General features: G+C 38.1%; 14 protein-coding genes. 6 read left to right on the top strand and 8 right to left on the bottom strand.

The window, feature by feature from the left end:
- Positions 1-374 precede the first annotated feature (374 nt).
- The 6 genes from MHH88_RS04870 to MHH88_RS04845 all read left to right on the top strand — a co-directional run bounded on the left by MHH88_RS04870 (position 375) and on the right by MHH88_RS04845 (position 8534).
- Positions 375-2060: a methyl-accepting chemotaxis protein gene (locus MHH88_RS04870; RefSeq protein WP_339261712.1), complete on the top strand. Its 1686-nt coding sequence runs from the start codon at positions 375-377 to the stop codon at positions 2058-2060.
- 851 nt (positions 2061-2911) lie between these two features.
- Positions 2912-4567 carry a peptide ABC transporter substrate-binding protein gene (locus MHH88_RS04865; protein WP_339261711.1) on the top strand — a complete coding sequence of 552 codons (1656 nt, stop codon included), beginning with the start codon at positions 2912-2914 and terminating at the stop codon, positions 4565-4567.
- A 129-nt stretch (positions 4568-4696) separates the two neighbouring features.
- A complete protein-coding gene (locus tag MHH88_RS04860; RefSeq protein WP_069510206.1) occupies positions 4697-5626 on the top strand; it encodes an ABC transporter permease in 930 nt (309 codons plus the stop codon).
- Positions 5626-6546, top strand: coding sequence for an ABC transporter permease (locus tag MHH88_RS04855; protein ID WP_024362097.1), 921 nt, complete (start codon positions 5626-5628; stop codon positions 6544-6546). Before MHH88_RS04860 ends, MHH88_RS04855 begins: the two co-directional genes overlap by 1 nt.
- A gap of 13 nt (positions 6547-6559) precedes the next feature.
- Positions 6560-7615: an ABC transporter ATP-binding protein gene (locus MHH88_RS04850; protein WP_024362098.1), complete on the top strand. Its 1056-nt coding sequence runs from the start codon at positions 6560-6562 to the stop codon at positions 7613-7615.
- Positions 7608-8534: an ATP-binding cassette domain-containing protein gene (locus MHH88_RS04845; RefSeq protein WP_069510208.1), complete on the top strand. Its 927-nt coding sequence runs from the start codon at positions 7608-7610 to the stop codon at positions 8532-8534. Before MHH88_RS04850 ends, MHH88_RS04845 begins: the two co-directional genes overlap by 8 nt.
- An 85-nt stretch (positions 8535-8619) precedes the next feature.
- On the opposite strand, the gene opp4A is transcribed toward MHH88_RS04845, so the two are convergent.
- The 8 genes from opp4A to opp4C form a co-directional block, all read right to left on the bottom strand.
- Complete coding sequence (gene opp4A, locus MHH88_RS04840) at positions 8620-10425, bottom strand: oligopeptide ABC transporter substrate-binding protein (RefSeq protein WP_339261710.1); 1806 nt, start codon at positions 10423-10425, stop codon at positions 8620-8622.
- Between the two features lie 62 nt (positions 10426-10487).
- Entirely contained in the window at positions 10488-12296 is a 1809-nt protein-coding gene (locus MHH88_RS04835) for an oligopeptide ABC transporter substrate-binding protein (protein WP_339261709.1), read from the bottom strand.
- Between the two features lie 17 nt (positions 12297-12313).
- Entirely contained in the window at positions 12314-13216 is a 903-nt protein-coding gene (locus tag MHH88_RS04830) for an ABC transporter permease (RefSeq protein ID WP_069510214.1), read from the bottom strand.
- Between the two features lie 30 nt (positions 13217-13246).
- Complete coding sequence (gene opp4B, locus MHH88_RS04825; protein WP_069510216.1) at positions 13247-14209, bottom strand: oligopeptide ABC transporter permease; 963 nt, start codon at positions 14207-14209, stop codon at positions 13247-13249.
- Between the two features lies 1 nt (position 14210).
- A complete protein-coding gene (locus MHH88_RS04820) occupies positions 14211-15158 on the bottom strand; it encodes an ATP-binding cassette domain-containing protein (protein ID WP_069510218.1) in 948 nt (315 codons plus the stop codon).
- Positions 15155-16165: an ABC transporter ATP-binding protein gene (locus MHH88_RS04815; protein WP_103977314.1), complete on the bottom strand. Its 1011-nt coding sequence runs from the start codon at positions 16163-16165 to the stop codon at positions 15155-15157. Before MHH88_RS04815 ends, MHH88_RS04820 begins: the two co-directional genes overlap by 4 nt.
- A 589-nt stretch (positions 16166-16754) precedes the next feature.
- A complete protein-coding gene (locus MHH88_RS04810; RefSeq protein ID WP_339261708.1) occupies positions 16755-17564 on the bottom strand; it encodes a hypothetical protein in 810 nt (269 codons plus the stop codon).
- A 54-nt stretch (positions 17565-17618) separates the two neighbouring features.
- Positions 17619-18530, bottom strand: a complete 912-nt coding sequence (opp4C, locus tag MHH88_RS04805; protein ID WP_069510219.1) for an oligopeptide ABC transporter permease — start codon at positions 18528-18530, stop codon at positions 17619-17621.
- Positions 18531-18538: the final 8 nt, after the last annotated feature.

Genomic DNA, 18538 nt, shown 5'->3' with positions numbered 1-18538 from the left:
AGGTACACCGTAAAGCGCTACAACATGTAGTATGCTCTTCTATTATTCCTAATTACAAAAGAAAAAATAGCTAAGTACTTGTGCATACTCAATAGCAATCTTGCACCGAAATCATGCGTTTTTATAAAAATTTTATCGTTATGTCCTAGCCCCTATTTTTTTCTGTTGTTCATCCACAGCAATCCGTACTATATAACGATAAAAATTTGTGTCCATTTCAATTTTCACAGGCAATGTGCCCTATCCTAAAATAAAAAGATTTTTAGCATGAATATTCTGAACTGTTTCTATCTCCGGTTATTGACTTCTCGCTTCTACGATGTCTTAATTTAACTATAAAAAATTTTAAAGCAATTTAGAAAGGGCGTATTACTATGTCTGTTGGCAAAAAATTAAGCTTCGGTTTTTTCTCAATTATTTTGATCTTATTTATGTCTTTGCTTATTTTGTTCAACCAATTTTCCAATATTGAGAAGAAAGTTGAAGCTGCATTAGAAGACCGCGTTTCCCAAGTAGAACTGTCAGATAGTATTCAATTTGAAATGGCAATGCAAGGTCTTTTTATTCGCGCAATGTTTATAGAAGATACAGCAAGTAATAAGGATAGTTTAATTAAACACGCTGGATTGTTAGATGAGCACGTTGCCGAAATTGCAAAAAAAGCAGATTCGCCCGAAATGGTTGAATATGCCAAAGAGCTTATTACATATAACGATGCTTTTAACAAAGCAGCTGATCGTGCTTTAGCTTTACATGATGAGGGAAAATTAGATGAGGCATTAAAAATAGTCAATAGTGATGCACAACAAGCAAATCGAGGACTACTAGAAGTCTCAAATAAAGTTGTCGATTACCAAAAAACACAGCTAGAAAATATTACAGCAGAATCTAAAGAAGCAGTAAAAAATTCACAAATCATTTCGATTATAGCGATTATTATTGGTGTAGCACTTGGCATATTCCTAATGCTTTATGTACATCGCAAAGTTACTAGCCCTTTAAAATCTGTTGTAGCCGCTGCCAACAACATTGCAAACGGTGAATTATATCATCAAGATATTACCAATCAATCCAAAGATGAAATTGGACAACTAGCGATAGCCTTTAATACGATGAAAAGTAACTTAAGTAGTTTAATGACACATATTCAAAATAACTCAGAACATTTAACAGGCGCAGCCGAGGAGTTAACGGCCTCTACTGAAGAAGTTTCTGCTACAACAGAAGAAGTATCTTCACGCATTAATGAAACCGCCGCCGCGGCCGAAACCGCAACAATTGCTGCAAAGGAAAGTGCTGCCGCCATGGATGAAACAGCTACAGGTGTACAACGTATTGCAGAAGCAACACAACAGCTTCACCATAGCGCCATCGCCACATCAGAAACGGCCAATACAGGCAACAATATAATAGAAGAAGCCCAACAGCAAATGAATGTAATCAATGATTCTACTCAACTTATTAACACACTCGTTCAAAAACTAAGTAAACAATCAGTAGAAATCAGCAATATTACGGAAGTTATTACAGCAATTACAGATCAAACCAACCTGCTCGCTCTAAATGCCGCTATCGAAGCAGCACGCGCAGGTGAACACGGGAAAGGCTTTGCTGTTGTAGCAGATGAGGTGCGCAAGCTAGCCGAAGAATCAAAACAATCCGCTAATAAAATTGTCGTTTTAACACAAGATATTCAGCAAGATACAAAAAATGTAGAAAAAGCAGTAGTCGACGGTCTTCACTCTGTAAATGATGGTGTTAAAATGATTGGAGAAGCAGGCATTGCTTTCGAATCCATTGTCCAAGCAATTACGACGATGTCCGATCAAATTGAAGATATTTCAGCAACATCAGAAGAAATATCTGCCAGCGCTGAACAAGTAGCCGCATCAGTTGCTGAAATTGCTTACGGCGCTTCAGCAAGTGCGGATAATACAAAGATTATTGCCGAAGCAATGAAAGAACAAGCAGCTACAATTCAACAAGTAAACTTCGTTGCCACAGAATTAAGCGAGAAATCATTAGAGTTGCAAAATCAGATTCACCAATTTAAGTTATAAAACAACAAGTAAACATTCTAGGTAAACGCTGAAAACGAGACAGCGTTCATCCTAGAGTGTTTTTTTACATGATTTTTTTAGAAATAATTGGATAAACTGATTGAAAAAGCGATATATTTTGACATGAAATCATTTTTATACAAAATATAGCTGACTTTGTTGATTTCTGTCGAAAAGAAGAACCCGCAAAAACAAAAATCTATGCTTAATTAAAAAACACACCCCATTTTATATGAAAAAAACCCATTATAAAGGTAAATGAATTATTTTAAAAAAATATTAAACTACTTCCTTGCGCTAAAATCCGCCTATAAACAACATAAAAAGTCATGTTAAATCAACCAAATTTCTCTCATTTTCCCTTTTTTTCTCTCCCAAAGCTAAATACTAGATAAATACAAAACAAAATTTTTATATATCATTTATAGATAGTATTATTTCTATTTTCAGATTAGAAACTGCAAAAAATTACCTAATAAAAAATCATATTCACTTAGTTTTACAATGATTTTCTACAAAACTATAAAAATTCTTCAAGGTAGAACATCTATGACTTTAGAATCATTTTTTATTTCGTGATAATATTATCAAAAAAATAGGAATTTTCCGTATAGTAAATCATTTTTTTGATTTTGTTTCATTTTTGATATTTTTAGCTATTTTAAATCAAATTCTCATTATTTAAACACTTTTGTACTCTAAAGTGATAAACAGAAGAAAATTATTATTCTTGTAAATGTCAGATAATACTATATAAATTTGAATCTTTTTTATTTTGTGCACAATGACTTTTTTGGTATATTAAATAGGAGCTTCACAAAAGGCTTAAAAATTGTATAAGGGGGATTCACATGAATAAGAACAAAAAGTTTTTATTACTAACTGTCCTTGCAGTATTTTCATTAGTACTTGCTGCATGTGGCTTTGGTGGAGATTCGTCTGACAAAGCAAAAGACGATAAAAAAGATTCTGGTTCATCAGAAACAGCAAAAGAGCTGAACTTAGTAATACCTTCTGAGCCACCATCTTTACACCCACAACTTGCAACAGATTCTACATCTAGTGCAATTTTAATTAACGTATTTGAGGGTCTAACTCGTGCAGACGCTGATGGACAACCACAACCAGCTATGGCTGAAAAATGGGATGTAAGTGAAGATGGTTTAACTTACACATTCCACTTACGTGATGCAAAATGGACAAACGGAGATCCAGTAGTTGCTGGCGACTTCGAATATGCTTGGAAATGGGCTTTAAATCCAGAAAACCTATCTGAATATGCTTCTGTATTCTACCCAATTAAAGGTGCTGAAGCTTACAATACAGGTGCTGGTTCAGTTGATGAAGTAGGAATTAAAGCTGAAGATGAAAAAACACTAGTTGTTACTTTGGCAAACCCAACTGCTTACTTCTTAGAGTTAACTGCATTCAAAACTTACTCACCAATCAACCAAAAAGTGGTTGAAGGTAAAGATGATTGGTACGCTGAAGCTGGTGAAAACTACGTAACAAACGGACCATACACATTAGATACTTGGAAACACAGTGATTCAATCGTGCTTAAGAAAAACGAAGGTTACTGGGATGCTGCAAACGTAGCAGTTAATACAGTAAACATCGGTATGGTTGAAAACGAAGCAACTGCTGTAACAATGTTCAAAAATGGAGAAATTGATTACTTAGGTTCTCCATACCAAACAGTGGCACTTGATGCTATTGATGGATTCAAAGCTGACAAGTCATTAAATATCGATGACTATGCTGCTATCTATTGGTACAAATTCAACACAACAGATAAAGTTACTGGAAACGCTAACATCCGTAAAGCGTTAACATTAGCAATCGACCGTCAAGGCTTAATTGACAACGTAACTAAAGGTGAACAAAAACCTGCATTAGGTATGGTTCCATCTGCAATCAGTGGTTTTGAAGAAGACCGCGGTTACTACAAAGATAACGATGTTGAAGGTGCTAAAGCAGCACTTGAAGCTGGTATGAAAGAACTTGGTATTAAAGACGCTAAAGATATCAAAATTAACTTATCATTCAATACAAGTGAAGCACACGCTTCTATCGCTCAATACATCCAAGAAGGATGGAGCAAAAACCTTGGAATTACTGTAAGTCTTGATAACTCAGAATGGCAAGTTTACTTAGAAAAACTTAACGTTCTTGACTATCAAATCGGTCGTATGGGCTGGATTGCAGACTACAACGATCCTTACACATTCTTAGAAATGTACGATACTGCTAAAAACGGTAACAACGATACTGGTTGGGAAAATCCGAAGTACAAAGAATTGTTAAAACAATCAGTTGCAGAAGTAGATACAGCTAAACGTCTTGAGCTATTAAAAGAAGCTGAAGCTATCGCAGTTTCAGAATTCCCAGTAGCGCCAATCTACTACTACACAAACCTTTCAGTAAAACAAAAGTATGTTAAAAACATGGGACCAGATAGACTTGGTATCATCCAACTTAAAAACGTTGATTTAGACGCTAAATAATCTAAATAATATTTTTTAAGCTCTACAGCGAAGAGCTGCCTCGAAGCCACTTCGGCGCGAGTCAGCTCTTTTTAAAATACGAAGGCATATATTTGTCAGAAAATTGACAAATAGAAGGAGGAGTTTTATGTGATTAATTATATTTTGAAAAGGCTGATGTATATACTTCTCGCGCTTTTCGTCATCGTAACGGCTACGTTTTTCTTAATGCGTCTTGCTCCAGGTAGTCCTTTTGCAAGTGAACGTAATTTCCCTCCGCAAATCGAGGAAAAGTTAAACGAAACGTATGGATTAAATAACCCTTGGTATATTCAATATAAAGATTATTTAATCGATACGGCCTCATTTAATTTCGGTGAGTCTATGAAGTATAAAGCGCGTTCTACAAATGACATGATTAATGAGAGCTTCCCTGTTTCGTTAACTCTTGGGATTGAAGCTATGCTATTGGCGGTTGGATTCGGTGTATTAATAGGCGTAGTTTCAGCGCTTTATCATAATAAGTGGCCGGATTATTTGGCAACGTCCTTTGCGGTGCTCGGAATATCGGTACCATCGTTTATTTTGGCAGGCTTAATGCAGTATTTCTTAGCTTATAAATTAGGCTGGTTCCCTGTTAGTGGATGGAAAGGCTTCGTTTATAGTATTTTACCTGCCCTTGCTATTGCGTTCTCACATATGGGCTTTATCGCTAAACTAACACGTTCCAGTATGCTTGAACAAAACAGCAGTGATTATGTAAAAATGGCTCGTGCGAAAGGGATTGGCAAATGGACAGTCGTTTTCCGCCATACTTTACGTAATGCCCTTCTACCAGTTATCACGTACCTTGGTCCATTAACAGCTGGTGTTGTAACAGGTAGTTTTATCGTTGAAAATATATTCGCAATCCCTGGTCTAGGTAAACACTTTGTACAAAGTATTACAAACCGTGATTACACAGTTATCATGGGAACGACAGTGTTCTATTCAATCATCCTTTTATTTGCGGTATTAATTGTCGATATTTTATATAGCTTTATTGATCCGCGAATTAAGTTGAAGGGAGCGAAAAAGTAATGACGCAACAACCGATTAACAAAGATATGTTTAAAATTGTCGGTGGAAATCATGAAGCAACTGATAAATTAGCTGATAAATCCGTTTCCTTCTGGAAGGAAGTATTTATTCGTTTTTCACATAACAAGATGGCGATTTTTGGTTTAGTCACTTTAATCATCATTATTTTAATGGCGATTTTTGCACCGATGCTTTCACAATATAAATACAGCGATCAACTTGGTGTTTTCAACTCCCCACCATCTGCAGAATTTTGGTTTGGGACAGATGATTTAGGGCGTGATATTTTCGTACGTATTTGGGCAGGTGCTCGTATTTCCTTATTTATCGGTATTACAGCGGCGGTTATTGACTTAATTATCGGCGTTCTTTGGGGAAGTATTTCAGGTTTAGCTGGTGGTCGCGTTGATAATATTATGATGCGTATTGCCGACGTATTAACTGCGGTTCCTTACCTATTAGTCGTAATCGTATTATTAGTTGTTTTACAACCAGGTTTATTCCCTATGATTATCGCCCTTTCGATTACAGGCTGGATTAACATGGCTCGTATCGTCCGTGGTGAAGTATTATCGATTAAAAATCAAGAATATGTACTTGCTGCACGTACTTTAGGTGCTAGCACAGGGCATTTAATTTTAAAACATTTAATTCCAAATGCGCTTGGTGCAATTTTAGTAACAATGACATTAACAATTCCATCTGCTATTTTCACGGAATCGTTCTTAAGTTACCTTGGACTTGGTGTCCCTGCTCCACACGCTTCATGGGGTACAATGGCATCTGACGGAAATAAAGCGATTGCTAACGCTCCGTGGCGCTTAATTTTCCCAGCAGTATTTATCTCGCTAACAATCTTTGCGTTTAATGCTATTGGTGATGGCTTACGAGATGCACTAGATCCAAAACTACGTAAATAAGGAGGTGGCCGAAATGAGTAAAACAATTTTAGAAGTAAAAGATTTAAAAATTAACTTTAAAACTTATGCTGGACTTGTCCATGCTGTTCGTGGTGTAAACTTCGATTTAAAAGAAGGTGAAACGCTAGCGATCGTTGGTGAATCTGGTTCTGGTAAGAGTGTTACGAGTAACGCCTTAATGAAATTAATTCCACAGCCACCTGGTATTTATGAGTCAGGACAAATTTTATTCAATGGCCGTGATTTAATTCCACTTAGTGAAAAAGAAATGTCAAAAGTGCGCGGAAATGAAATTGCTATGATTTTCCAAGATCCGATGACAAGTTTGAACCCAACGATGAAGGTCGGACGTCAAATTACTGAAGTAATTTTACAACATAAAAAAGTTTCAAAAGATGCGGCGAAAAAACGCGCGATTGAACTTTTAACGCAAGTAGGTATTCCATTCCCTGAAAAACGTTATAACCAATATCCACATGAATTTTCAGGCGGGATGCGCCAACGTGTTGTAATCGCTATTGCACTTGCGGCAGATCCGAAGTTGTTAATTGCCGATGAGCCTACAACAGCATTAGACGTAACTATTCAAGCACAAATTTTAGAATTAATGAAAGAAATTCAAAAGAATTCTAAAACATCTATCATTTTCATTACCCACGACCTTGGTGTTGTGGCTAACGTTGCTGACCGTGTAGCCGTTATGTACGCTGGTCAAATCGTTGAATACGGTACAGTAGATGATATTTTCTATAATCCAAAACATCCTTATACTTGGGGATTACTTGGTTCTATGCCTGATTTAGATAGTAATGAGGACGAGCTATTACGTACGATTCCAGGTTCACCACCGGATCTTACAAATCCTCCAAAAGGTGATGCGTTTGCTGCTCGTAATGAATTTGCAATGGCCATTGACTATGAGCAAGAGCCACCAATGTTCAAAGTAAGCGACACACACTATGCAAAAACTTGGTTGTTGCATCCTGACGCGCCAAAAATTCCACTTCCAGATGCGGTTGCTAAACGTATTGAAGGCTTTATTGCGAAGGAGGAAGAATTCAATGACTAAAACGGGTGCAAAAAAAATTCTTGAAGTTAAAAACGTAAAACAATATTTCGGTTCACCAAGCAACCCTATTAAAGCTGTTGATGGTATTAGTTTTGATGTCTACGAAGGTGAAACACTTGGTCTTGTTGGTGAATCAGGCTGTGGTAAATCAACGACTGGTCGTTCAATCATTCGCCTCTATGATATTACAGGTGGCGAAATTATTTTCGACGGTGAAAACGTTCATGGTAAAAAATCTAAAAATGAATTAAAGAATTTTAATCGTCAAATGCAAATGATTTTCCAAGATCCATACGCATCGTTAAACCCGCGTATGACGGCTGGCGAAATCATTGGGGAAGCTTTCGATATTCACGGTTTGTATAAGGATAAGAAAGCACGTCGCGAAAAAATCAACCAATTGCTTGAAGCTGTTGGTTTAAACAAAGAGCACGCTAACCGTTATGCCCATGAATTCTCTGGTGGTCAACGTCAACGTATCGGTATCGCACGTGCGCTAAGCTTAGATCCTAAGTTTATCATTGCCGATGAACCTATCTCTGCACTTGACGTATCGATTCAAGCGCAAGTTGTAAACTTATTAAAACAACTACAAAAAGAACGTGGCTTAACGTATCTTTTCATTGCCCATGACCTTTCGATGGTTAAATATATCAGTGACCGTATCGCTGTTATGTACCGTGGTAAAATTATGGAAATCGGTAAAGCAGATGATATTTACAATCATCCTGTACACCCTTATACAAAATCATTATTATCAGCTATTCCGCTTCCAGACCCTATGTCAGAAAAGCGTCGTCAACGTATTCCTTATAAACATACAGAAGTTGACGAAAGCGCCACATACCATGAAGTTGGCGAACAACATTATGTATATGGTACTGCTGACCTTGTGAAAACTTGGGTTGCCACTAAGTAATATATATGATCCATCCGCTGCAATTATGCATTGGATGGATCATTTTTTTAGGATTATTCTTTTAAACATCTCTTTCTCTTTACGCTTATTTTATTGGCGCATCAGCTATCAATTCAAGATCTTGAATCTCTGTACCTGTTTCACGATCGATATTATAGCTTTTTATTCGTTTATTAATCGCAATCGTGGATGTACTAAATAACATCGGAATAACCATTGCCTTGTCAGCCATATATTCTTGCCATTTACGGAATGCTTGCGCACGATACGTGGCATCTAACGCCTCTTGTGAGTCAATATCATTTAATAGCTTCGTTAAATCATCCGAAACGTAGCGACTAAAGTTAAATGCGGCTCCTTTGCTGTACAATCCTGCTGGTGATGGGTTCGTACCAGTACTCCATGCAGCGATAAAGATATCAATTTCAGGATCGTCTGCTTGTACTTTATCGTAGAAGTTGTTAAATTCAATTAAACGACCAGTCGTGAGTTGTACATCCAAGCCAACATCTTTCCAGTTTTGACGGTAGTACTCAATAATTGCTTCAGCCGTATCAGAACCTGACATTGCAGCTAAACGAATCGTAAACTTATTGCCTTCTTTATCTTCACGAATACCGTCTCCATCAATATCTTTATAACCTGCTGCATCTAATAGTTGTTTCGCTTTTTCAGGATTATAGTGGTAGCCCTTTAGCGTGTCATCATAGTATGTTTTAAACGCTGGTGGAATTAGAGAATTGGCACGCACGCGAAGACCTTGATAAAATCTATCTGTTACCGTTTCAATATCCATCGCATAAGCAATAGCATGCCGTAAATCAATATCATTCATTTTTGCGTTTTCATCATAAATGTTTTCGCCCTTTTCTTGATCGTATTTCCCTAATTTAAAGCCTAAGTAGCTGTAAGATAATTCAGGACGACCTAATATTGATATATTCGTTAAATCCTTTACACTGTCATATTGCGTTGCAGGGAAAGAAGCGATATCAAATTGCCCTGCTTTCAATGCTTCACTAATCGTAGACGTCGAAACCACTTGTACAATCAGCTTATCAATTTTTGGCTTCCCTTTATAATAATGCTCATTGGCAACAAACTGTACTGACTCGCCATTGACGATATTATCAAATTTAAATGGTCCAAGTGTAATTGGATTTTTGCGTACAGCATCGGATGAAATTAAATCTTTTACCGCAATGGAGGCTAGTTGATGTTTCGGTGCCGCATAGCCCCATAAGCCATCGCCACCTGAATAAATAGCTGGTGACACTTTTTTAAATGCGATTTCAATCGACTTATCATCTATTTTTTTAATACCTGCTATCGTATCTGCTTTGCCATCATGGTATTCTTCAGCTCCTATAATATTTCGAAAATCATCATCATAGCGCACACCGTCATAATCCGGATGACCGATAATTTCATACGGATAGATTAAATCTTCTGCCGTTAATGGCGTGCCATCCGACCATTTCACATCACCTTGAATCGTGATTGTCACCTTTTTATTGTCCGTATCGACATCTAACTTGGCAATTCCCTCATCTGTTATTAAAAAGTCGCCATCGACATCAAATAGACCATTTGAAGCATAACCCATAATAGATGCATCCGTAGCATCCGCAGCAAGTTCAGCAAGGAAAATGCCCTTGAACGGCGAGTCCGATACAAGCCCTACATGTAATGTACCACCTTCAATGGCTTCCCCCTCATTTGTAACTTCCATCGGTAGCAAACTTGTATCTACTTTGTTATCTTCTGTTTCGGCTGGTTTATCATTGCTATCTTCCGCCTCGTTTGCCTGCTCTTTATTCTTGCTACTGCAAGCAGCTAATAACAACATGATTATGAATATCACGAATAACGTCAACGACTTTTTTGTCATCGTTATTCCTCCCCCTTACATTGACATTGTGAATCTCGCATCTGTACTAGACTTAAATTGCCCTATTTGATTGGTGTTTCTGCTAATAATTCAATATTTTGTTTCTCTGTCGTATTTCCATATTGAATATTGTAATTTTTAATGCGTTTATTGACAGGAATAATCTCAGTACGGAAATACATTGGAATAATCGTTGCTTTATCATTCATATAAACTTGCCATGCACGGAAAGCTTGTGCGCGATAATGTGCATCTAGTGCTGCTTCAGAATCAATATTATTTAATAGCTTTGTAAGGTCATCTGAAACATAGCGACTGTAGTTAAATGAGGCTCCTTTACTATAGAGCCCTGCTGGTGAAGGGTTTGTCCCCGTACCCCATGCAGCCATATACATATCAATTTCAGGATCATCTGCTTGTACTTTCTCGTAAAAATTATTGAATTCAAGAAGACGCCCTGTCGTTAATTGCACATCTAAACCAACATCTTTCCAATTTTGACGATAGTATTCAACAATCGCTTCATCCGTATCAGAACCGGCTATTGCCGCTAAACGAATGGCAAACTTATTGCCGTCTTTATCTTCGCGAATACCATCACCATCTGTATCTTTATAGCCTGCTACATCTAGTAATTGTTTCGCTTTTTCAGGATCATAGTGGTAGCCCTCTAGCGTGTTATCATAGTAAGATTTAAAAGCTGGTGGGATTAAGGAGTTCGCCCGCACCCGTAATCCTTGATAAAATTTATCTGTTACCGTTTCAATATCCATGGCATAAGCAATTGCTTTACGTAAATCAGCATCATTCATTTTGGCCTTTTCATCATAAACATTCTCGCCTTTTTCTTGATCATAGTGTCCAAGCTTAAAGCCTAAATAGCTGTATGCTAATTCAGGACGCCCTAATATCGAAATATTCGTTAAATTTTTTATACTATCATATTGATTGGCTCTAAATTCGGATGTTAAATCGAATTTCCCCGTTTTCAGCGCTTCCCCCACCGATGTTGAAGGAACAACTTGCACAACTACTTTCTCTATCTTTGGCTTCCCTTTATAATAATGCTCATTGGCAACAAACTGTACGGACTCTCCATTGACGATATTGTCAAATTTAAATGGCCCAAGTGTAATTGGATTTTTGCGTACAGCATCAGAAGAAATTAAATCTTTTATGGCAATGGATTCGAGTTGATGCTTCGGTGCTGCATAGCCCCATAAGCCATCCCCTCCTGAATAAATAGCGGGTGACACTTTTTCAAGTGCGATTTCAATCGACTTGTCATCTATTTTTTTAATGCCTGCTATCGTGTCTGCTTTGCCATCATGGTACTCTTCAGCCCCTATAATATTTTTAAAATCATCATCATAGCGCACGCCTTCATAATCGGGATGGCCAATAATCTCATATGGATAGATTAAGTCATCTGCCGTTAATGGTGTGCCATCCGACCATTTTACATCGCCTTGTATTGTAATAAGCACTTTTTTATTGGCAGCATCGACATCTAATTTAGCTATTCCCTTATCCGTGATTAAAAAGTCTTCATCTAATACAAATAAGCTATTTGTTGCGTAAGCCATGATTTCTGCGTCATAAACATCAGAGTAATACTCCCATGAGAAAACGCCTTTGAATGGAGAATCTGTCACAAGCCCAACATGTAATGTGCCATCTTGCACAGCATCCCCTTCGTTCGTTACTTCAAATGGAAGTGTACTTGTATCTACTTTGTTATCTTCTGTTTGTGCTGGTTTATCATTGCTATCTTTTGCTTCGCTTGCTTGCTCTTTATCGGAGCTTTTACAGGCAGTTAATAGCAATATGATTGTCAACGTCACGACAGTTATCAACCACTTTTTTGTCATTGTTATTACCTCCTATATCATCCCAATCTTTGTTTTGCATCAGCGGCACGACGAAGGGCTTGACCGATATAATTGATGCCAAGTATCAATAGTAAAATTAATAACGATGCTGGTAACCATACCCACCATTTCTCGGCTAACACAAGTGGATTTCTAGCATAGCTTACTAAAGTACCTAAACTTGGCGTAGAGGGTGGTAGCCCAAATCCTAAAAATGATAAGCCTGTTTCGATTCCAATATTGCCAGCAAGACTTAAAGTAAACTCTACAATTAATAACGAACTTAAATTAGGCAAGACGCCTTTAAACATAATTGCGAAATCACTTGTCCCCATTGTTTTAGAAGCGCTTACATAATCCCTTCGCCCTTCCGATAATGCTTTACTTCGAATTAACCGTGCAATGCCTATCCATTGAAATACACTAATAATCATAACGAGCTCAAAAACACCATATTCAGGGATAATGGACACAAGGACTATAAAAATCATAAATGTCGGCAATGTAATAATAAAATCAATGATGCGCATCATGACATTGTCTACAATTCCGCTGTAATAGCCCATAATAATCCCTAGCGCAATTCCAATTATATTGGCAATAACAGTCACCCAAATGGCGATTAACAGTGAATTTTTAGCGCCAATCACTAATTGCCCAAGTACATCACGTCCTGCTTCATCCGCCCCTAAAATATAGCCATTCTCGCCTGGCTCTGTGTAGCGTTCAAACAGATTGATTTTTAACACGTTCTCTTGATCGAGCAGCCAAGCAGTAATAAAAATAGAAATGATGATTAGTGTAACGCCCACAAAAGAAAACATTGCAACTCTATCTTTCTTAAACTCTCGTAAAACAACTTGTATACCTGTTGGCGGTGTACTTTCCATCATTACTGTTTCATTGTTATGTTGTGTCATGTCCTTTCACCTCAACATTATGTTTAGTCGTTAGTCTATACGGATACGCGGATCAACAATGCTCATAATAATATCCGACAACAGACTACCTAATAATGCTAAGAAACCATACAGCATAATCAGTGCGGTAATGACACTATAGTCGCGACTCGTTATCGAACTAATAAACAATTCCCCCATACCTGGATAGCCGTAAATCGTTTCGATAAAAATGGAGCCGCCTAATAAACCTGTAATTGTAAACCCTAAAAACGCTGCAATTGGAAGTACTGAATTGCGGAAAATATGCCGCGTATAAATTCTTCTTATTGGAATCCCTTTACTGCGAGCAGTTTTGACATAATCCTGTGTTTTGGCATCAATAATTTCTGAGCGTAAATATTGGATAATCCCTGTAGTACCCAAAATAGCTGCCGTCATCGCAGGTAATAGCAAGTGATATATTTTATTCCAAAAATAGGTTAGTGTTCCCGATTCTAGGCCTACATCAACGGTTCCACTCGTTGGAAACCACATTAGGCGATAACCAAAAACAAATAAAAACACGAGTGATAAAACAAATGTCGGAATCGCAAAGCTAATAAAGCTATATAAAATAATGGCTTTGTCTAACAATGTATCTTGTTTACGTCCTGCAAGCATTCCAAGCGGTATGGCTAATAAATAAACCAGTATCACACTCAGTAATGACAACCAAAATGTATTGAGTGCACGCTCCCCAATCAATGTTGACACCGCAATTTTATATGTATAGCTTTGTCCAAAATCTCCTTGAAGAGCATTTGTAATCCAGCGATAATATTGTTCATACCAAGGGTCATAGAAGCCTGCTTGTATGCGTAGTTCCTCAATTCTTGATGGGTCGGTTTCAGGTGTGATTAACCCTGTAAACGGATCACCAGGCATTTGCTTTGCCAATATAAAGACGATTAAACTCAAGATAAACAATTGTGGAATCATGACGAGTACACGTCTAACAACCGTTTTCCACATGTTACAATCCCTCCTGCTCAATTTCGGACATCGCCACTTTATGCGTATCGGAAATAGATTTTAAAGGGTATACTTTGCCTTGCTTATCATAATATTGATGATGGTCTTTTTGATACTTCTCTTCCACTTTTTGTCGTACTGCTTTGCGCTCCATCCTTGTTTCAGGCTCAATATGCGGAATCGCGGACAGTAAGCGATTTGTGTAAATATGCTGTGGATTGTTATAAATATCCTGACGGGTACCAGTTTCCACAAAGCGCCCCTTATACATAATGGCAATGTAATCACACATATGTTTCACGACACCTAGGTCATGGGAGATAAATAAATAACTTAGCCCATATTCTTGCTGAATGTCTTTCATAAAGTTCAGCACTTGTGCTTGCACCGACAAATCGAGTGCCGACACAGGTTCATCTGCAATAATCAATTTCGGATTACAAGCAACCGCGCGCGCTATACCAAGTCGCTGCTTTTGCCCTCCAGAAAATTCATGAGGATACTTTAACAGCACATCCTCTGACATACCGACAATGGCTAGTAATTCTTTAATTCGCTTGCGCTCCTCCTGATCACCGAGCTTCATAAAGTTACGTATCGGCTCTGCCAGTATATCGATTACGCGCTTTCTAGGGTTCATACTAGAATGAGCATCTTGAAATATCATTTGAATATCACGACTATAGGCTGACCCTCGCTTGCGACGTCGATTGGTAACATTCTGTCCTTCATAAATAATTTGCCCCGTTGTTACCTTTTCCAGACCAATAATGGCTTTACCTGTAGTAGATTTCCCTGAACCTGACTCGCCAACTAAACCGTATGTTTTTCCTTTTTCAAATGCCATTGTAATGCCATCAACCGCATACACTTTATCTTTTATCGTATTGAAAAAGCCACCTCGAATCGGATAATGGACGTTTAAATCTTTAATTTGCATAAAGCTCATCCTGACACCCCCTCGCTTTCTCCTGCAAAATGAAAGTGTTGCCAGCATGTACAACGAACAAAATGCTCAGGTGCAATTTCATGTAATTGTGGATGACTTTCATGTGCGGATGCGTCAATCCATGGTATACGCGAGGAAAATCGACAACCTTCACGTGGCAAATTTACAAGTGAAGGCACCATGCCTTGTATTACCTCTAGGCGTTCATGTTCCTCATGAGTTTGTGGAATCGAGTTTAATAGGGATCGTGTATATGGATGTTTGGCATTGTTAAAAAGCTCTTGAACAGGTGCCTCTTCAATCACTTGGCCCGCATACATCACAGCAACTCGATCTGCAACCTCTGCTACAACACCTAAGTCATGGGTAATTAAAATAACGCCAGCATGTGTCTCATCTTGTAACGCTTTTAACAGATCTAAAATTTGTGCTTGTATCGTTACATCCAATGCTGTTGTCGGTTCATCAGCAATAATGATGGCAGGTTTGCTCGATAAAGCAATGGCAATCATTACGCGTTGACGCATACCACCTGATAATTGATGAGGAAATTGTCGGGCAACCCGTTTAGGATTCGCAATACCTACTTGCTCTAACAACTCTATTACCCGTTCTTCCCGTTGCTGCTTTGTAAGTGTTGTATGATAAATAAGCCCTTCTGCAATTTGTTCGTGGATGCGCATTAATGGATTTAATGCCGAAAGAGGATCCTGAAAAATAAAGCCTATATCATTCCCTCGTAATTGATTGAATTGCTCTTCACTTAACTGTGTTAAATTTTGTTGATTGTAAAGTATTTCTCCCGTCACTTTTGTATTCATTGCATTATGTAAGCCTACAATTGTTGTAGCTAACGTACTTTTCCCACAGCCCGACTCTCCAACTATAGCCAAAATCTCATTTTTTCTAAGCGAAAGCGAAACATCTTCTATTGCTGCATGATATGTGTCTTTTAATCGAAAGCTCGTCGTTAAGTTTTTTATCGTCAACAAGTCATTTGTACACAAACAATCTCCCTCCTACAATTATTTATCTAACCATACACTTTCTCTATATTAGAATTGCAATATATCTAAAATCCCCCTTTCATCACTCTTATTTTTCGTGAAAAATAATGTTTATCAAAATTACCTACCACAAGAAAAAACACGCTTTTCTATAGATAGAATAATCAGATAATTAAATGTATTGCTATTTTATCTAGAAATAATACGTAAAATCAAGCTTATTTTGCAAATTACTATTATAAAATTAAAGTGCATTAGCCTAGTTTTCACTACAAGAAAATTAGTTTCCTTTTGTCAAATTTGATTATTTGTTATCTTAACAAAATAAATACGTAAGGTGAATGTAGTTATTTTAAAATAATTAATTGAATATGAAATTTTAACTGGTAGTTGTATTTAACTTAATATATTAACTATCAATAAACTTTATAGATATATTTATGGTTATCTATTTTCCATAACAAACATTCAGCATTAACCACTTCTTATTACATTAACAAAATTAAAATATAACTAATATAAATAAGTTATATTTTAATTTCAATTTCAGTGATGTTATTTAAGTTTGTAACTTTTTACAGAAAAATAGTTAGTTTTTACGCTTTATAAAATACTTACATGTACAATTTTGATACCTCCCGTTTTCATGCCTTGAGCGGAGGATTTCACCCTGCTCCGCGGGTATCTCCTTGCTCCGCGGGTATTTCTCCTTGCTCCGCGGGTATTCACTCTCCCTGCTCCGCGGGTATTTCACTCTGCTTCGCGGGTATTCTCCCTTGTTCCGCGGGTATTTCACTCTGCTTCGCGGGTATTTTCCCTTGTTCCGCGGGTATTTCACTCTGCTCCGCGGGTATTTCTCCTTGCTCCGCGGGTATTTCTCCTTGCTCCGCGGGTATTTCTCCCTGCTTCGCGGGTATTTCTCCCTGCTTCGCGGGTATTCTCCCTTGCTCCGCGGATATTTCTCCTTGCTTCGCGGGTATTTCTCCCTGCTTCGCGGGTATTCTCCCTTGTTCCGCGGGTATTTCACCTTGCTCCGCGGGTATTTCACTCTCCTTCGCGGATATTTCACTCTGCCCCACGGGTATCTCCTTGCTCCGCGGGTATCTCCTTGCTCCGCGGAGATTTCTCCCTGCTCCGCGGGTATTTCTCCTTGCTCCGCGGGTATTTCTCCCTGCTTCGCGGGTATTTCTCCCTGCTTCGCGGGTATTCTCCCTTGCTCCGCGGGTATTTCACTCTGCTCCGCGGGTATTTCTCCTTGCTCCGCGGGTATTTCTCCTTGCTCCGCGGGTATTTCTCCTTGCTCCGCGGGTATTTCTCCCTGCTTCGCGGGTATTCTCCCTTGCTCCGCGGGTATTTCACCCTGCTCCGCGGGTATTCTCCCTCCCAAAACAAATAGCAAATGGCACCTATCAAAGTAAAATTTACTTTGATAGGTGCCATTTATTCACCAACATTATCTTCTTGATTTCGGATTCATTGCATCTTTCAGCCCTTCACCGATAAAATTGATCGATAAGATAACCAATGTAATCGCTGTTGCAGGTGGAATCCAAATCCAAATTTTATCTCTTAATACATCTGAGTTTCTAGCCTCAGATAACATATTGCCCCAGCTTGGTGTATCTGCTGGCACACCAAAGTTTAAGAAACTTAACGCGGACTCGATAACAATCGTTACTGCCATTAATAGCGTAGCTTGTACAATAATCGTAGAAGCGACGTTAGGTAGTAAATGTTTGATAATGATTTTCGATGATTTACAGCCGATTGACTCTGCAGCTAAAATGTACTCATTTTCTTTCTCCGCAAGAATTCGACTTCGAACAACGCGGGCAACACTTCCCCAACTTAATACGGAAATAACAATAATTAATGTCCATAATCCTGAAACTTTGCCGACTAGAATCGTATTTAAAACGATAACGAAAACTAATAATGGGAACATTAAAACAAAGTCTGTGAAACGCATTAAAATTTGGTCAACCTTGCCCCCAAAGTAACCCGAAATCGCCCCAATCGTTGTCCCAATTAAAACAATAAAAAACATACAGCCGATGCCAACCGTCAATGAGGATCTACCAGCATATAGCATTCGCGTAAAAACATCACGACCATTCGTATCCGTTCCAAGCCAGTTCTCACTTGAAGGTGGCTGACTAATTTTCGTAAAGTCTACACGCACGATATCTTTTGTCGTAATATACGGTGCCAAAAACGATAGAATAATAACGATTAGTAAAAAAATAAGGCTGATCATCGCTAATTTATTTTTAAAGAACTTTCTTCTCGCTATCACCCATGGAGAGGGGCTTTTATTCGGTGTTTTTTTTGGTGCAGAAGCTTCTTGTTTTGTTACAATCTCCACATATTTCC

The sequence above is a fragment of the Lysinibacillus sp. FSL K6-3209 genome, assembly GCF_037976175.1.
Classification (GTDB): Bacteria; Bacillota; Bacilli; order Bacillales_A; family Planococcaceae; genus Lysinibacillus; species Lysinibacillus sphaericus_D.
Note: the sequence above shows the minus strand (reverse complement) of the source record. Positions and strands in the feature narration are given on the sequence as shown.

Coding starts and splice junctions, on each gene's coding strand:
- MHH88_RS04870 (WP_339261712.1), top strand. CDS start 375: ATGTCTGTTGGCAAAAAATTAAGCTTCGGTTTTTTCTCAATTATTTTG.
- MHH88_RS04865 (WP_339261711.1), top strand. CDS start 2,912: ATGAATAAGAACAAAAAGTTTTTATTACTAACTGTCCTTGCAGTATTT.
- MHH88_RS04855 (WP_024362097.1), top strand. CDS start 5,626: ATGACGCAACAACCGATTAACAAAGATATGTTTAAAATTGTCGGTGGA.
- MHH88_RS04850 (WP_024362098.1), top strand. CDS start 6,560: ATGAGTAAAACAATTTTAGAAGTAAAAGATTTAAAAATTAACTTTAAA.
- MHH88_RS04845 (WP_069510208.1), top strand. CDS start 7,608: ATGACTAAAACGGGTGCAAAAAAAATTCTTGAAGTTAAAAACGTAAAA.
- opp4A (WP_339261710.1), bottom strand. CDS start 10,425: ATGACAAAAAAGTCGTTGACGTTATTCGTGATATTCATAATCATGTTG.
- MHH88_RS04835 (WP_339261709.1), bottom strand. CDS start 12,296: ATGACAAAAAAGTGGTTGATAACTGTCGTGACGTTGACAATCATATTG.
- MHH88_RS04830 (WP_069510214.1), bottom strand. CDS start 13,216: ATGACACAACATAACAATGAAACAGTAATGATGGAAAGTACACCGCCA.
- opp4B (WP_069510216.1), bottom strand. CDS start 14,209: ATGTGGAAAACGGTTGTTAGACGTGTACTCGTCATGATTCCACAATTG.
- MHH88_RS04820 (WP_069510218.1), bottom strand. CDS start 15,158: ATGAGCTTTATGCAAATTAAAGATTTAAACGTCCATTATCCGATTCGA.